Origin of the sequence: Bordetella sputigena, assembly GCF_965137885.1 — a bacterium.
Classification (GTDB): Bacteria; Pseudomonadota; Gammaproteobacteria; order Burkholderiales; family Burkholderiaceae_B; genus Bordetella_C; species Bordetella_C sputigena.
In genome coordinates this window covers 1-2,747 of sequence record NZ_CBCSCA010000033.1, presented here as the reverse complement: position 1 = coordinate 2,747, position 2,747 = coordinate 1, and the positions used below count along the sequence as shown (strand labels likewise).

Genomic DNA, 2,747 nt, shown 5'->3' with positions numbered 1-2,747 from the left:
GTGCGCCGGAAACCAGGGGGGCCGCATATGAGGTGCCGATCGAACCTTCCAGCTTATAGCCGCCCTTGCTGTCCGTCGTGTACATGGCCGATCCCTGCCAGGACACCCAGTCCGCGGGCACATCGCCGCCAGGGGCCGCGATGCACCAGCGCCACGCCACGCCGCAGCGGTTGCTGTAGGACGCAATCTTCCCATCCGGCCCGAGCGCCACGACGACGATCATGTCGCGTTCCAGATCGCTGAAATCGAAGCCGGCGAGCCGGCTGTCCGAGCTATCCAGCGGCACGATCGAATCCGGATAATCCGCGGACTCCAGCGCGTCGGCCAGTTCCGCATCGTCGACGAACTGATAGACACCGGAATCGTGATGTTCCCGGCGAATATAGGGTAGCAATCCATACCCGCTGACATTCGAGGCCGCGACGGGATGCTCCAGGTAATCGTTGCCTGCCGTGTAGACCACCACGGCGCCGTGCGCCGCGGCGTAGCGTACGGACGCGGCTTCCTCTGAGAGCTGCCGCAACCCGCCTGATTCGCCGCTGAGCACAAATGTCTTGACGGCCTCCTCGTTGAATCTATAGCGGTCTTCGTTGCCGCTTCCGACAAAGTCGATCAGGTATTCGTCGGTGCCATAGCTGGCGTTGATCACCTTCGCGCCGCCGTCAATGGCGTCGCGCATGGCGATATAGGTCTGAGACGCCGAGTCGCTATTTCCTCCCCTGACCGGTATAAGCAGCGCATCGTACGCGACGCCGTGCATGCCGCGGCCGTCCCTGGCCGCCGCCAGCAATCCGGAAACACTGGTGCTGTGCGAACCGGCTTCCCCCGTCAATTGCAGACGCCGGCGTTCGTTCGGAATAAAAGGCCCGGTGCGGCCGGCGAATTCCGGATGCGTGAGCGTATCGCCCGAATCCACCACGCCCACCCGTACGCCTTTGCCCGTATACCCGAGCGCATAGGCATCCGCGGCGTGGATCATGTCCAGTGCCCACGAGGCACGATATTCCCCGGTGCGGAAACGCTCTGGCGCGTACTGCGCCGGCAAGCCGCTGACCGCCGCCGCCAGCGTGGGGGCCAGCAGGCCGCCCGCCAGCACGGCACGGCACGCCCCGCGCCAAGCCGGTCGTTCCGCCCTTGCATCGACAGATTCGGTCGCCCGGCGAATAGTTGATTTGTGATCACTGCGGGACATCGATTTCTGTTTGCCCGCAAGCTTTACCTGCTTGCCGTTCCGTTCACGCTTACTGCTCATGCCACCCACATCAATCAGGGAATAAGGAGCAGCTTATGTACACGCGGCTTCCCGGCTGTTCCGCATAATCCCGGTGGCCGCAATGTACTGATTTATGCGCTTAATGAAAGGAAAACGCTCCGCGGAAATGTTCGCGGGCGCCCGCCCGTTTGAAGAAAATTCCGCGCGTTGAAACCGGTCCGGTGCGCTGCGCCCGGTAAGCGTATGAAGGCGTCCGCTCCGACGGGATGAACATTCGGAACGTTCTGATGGACGCGTGTACACACGCTGCTCTTTTATTCAGGCGAGCAGTATGTGCAGCAAGATAGTAGGCAGTAAGGCGGGCAACACTGGGCAGTGCACCGAACGCCGGCGTAGCGAGAAAAAACCTGCATGGAGGCTGAGTGCCTGGCGCAATGCCCTGTTCAGCGGCGTACTTCTGCCGTCGCTGGCAGGTGCCATGGAAATGCCAAACGGATTTCTCCCGGCCGATCAGTTTCGTACCGACGAATACCGCGCATCCTGGGCGCTGGAGAAAATACATGCCGCCGATGCGTACGCATTGGGCTATAGCGGCAAGGGCGTCAGGATAGGCGTGGTCGACAGCGGAGACGTCCTTGATCACGCCGAGTTCGCCGGCAGGACAGGGCCATGGATTCAATCCGGTCCGCCGAATACAGAGCCCTTCGACGAAGTGGGGGCGCATAGCACCTATGTATCCGGTGTGCTGGCCGCCGCCAGGGACGGCCGCGGTATGCATGGCGTCGCTTATGACGCCGCCCTGATACCGATTACGGGGTGGGGCGTCAAGACATACGAAGACCATGCCGAGGTTTACTTCCAGACGGCCGGCGGCATCGCGGATGCCGTGCAAAGAGGCGCGCAGATCATCAATGGCAGCTATGGCCCTCCGGTCCTTCCCTCCAAGAATAATATCGATGGCCAGCTGAATCCGAAGTACCGCCCGCAGTCCATGCAGATGCTGCATTTCATGCCCGAGCTGAATGAACTGCAGTTCTTCAGCGATGAGGTGAAAGCCTTGCGCTATGCCGCGGCGCATGACGTAGTCGTGGTCTATGCGGCCGGCAACCATTTCGGCGACCACCCTGACGCCGCCGCGCATCCGAGCGCCATGGGCCTGCTGCCTTATATCAAGCCTGGCAACCATGGAAGCGGCGTATACCGTATCGTCGAAGGCGAACTCATCCTCGAGGATGAAGAGTATGGCCCGGACGACTACGTGACTATCGCGCCCTCCGATAGCCGACTGAAAGATCTGGATTTCAGCGATGTGGAGCAATCCATGATTGTGGTCGTGGCAACGGACAAGGATGACCGCATCACCTCGTACAGCAACCGCTGCGGCGTAGCCTGGCGTTGGTGCATCGCGGCCCCTGGCGGAGATAAGCCGGGGGATGGAGAGTCCTGGGAATCCACCGGCATGTACACCACCACCCTGGACCAGGGCTACGGTGCCGTACGCATGAGAGGCACTTCGCTGGCGGCGCCCCTGGTA

At 61.7% G+C, this 2,747-nt stretch carries 2 protein-coding genes; one reads left to right on the top strand and one right to left on the bottom strand.

Translation table 11 applies throughout. The features are described from left to right. On the bottom strand, window positions 1–1,096 hold a 1,096-nt coding region (locus ACNA0R_RS27220; protein ID WP_415829199.1), incomplete at its 3' end, for a S8 family peptidase. A gap of 412 nt (window positions 1,097–1,508) precedes the next feature. On the opposite strand from ACNA0R_RS27220, the gene ACNA0R_RS27215 reads away from it, so the two are divergent. Further along, the coding region (locus ACNA0R_RS27215; RefSeq protein ID WP_415829198.1) for a S8 family peptidase at window positions 1,509–2,747 on the top strand (1,239 nt) is incomplete at its 3' end.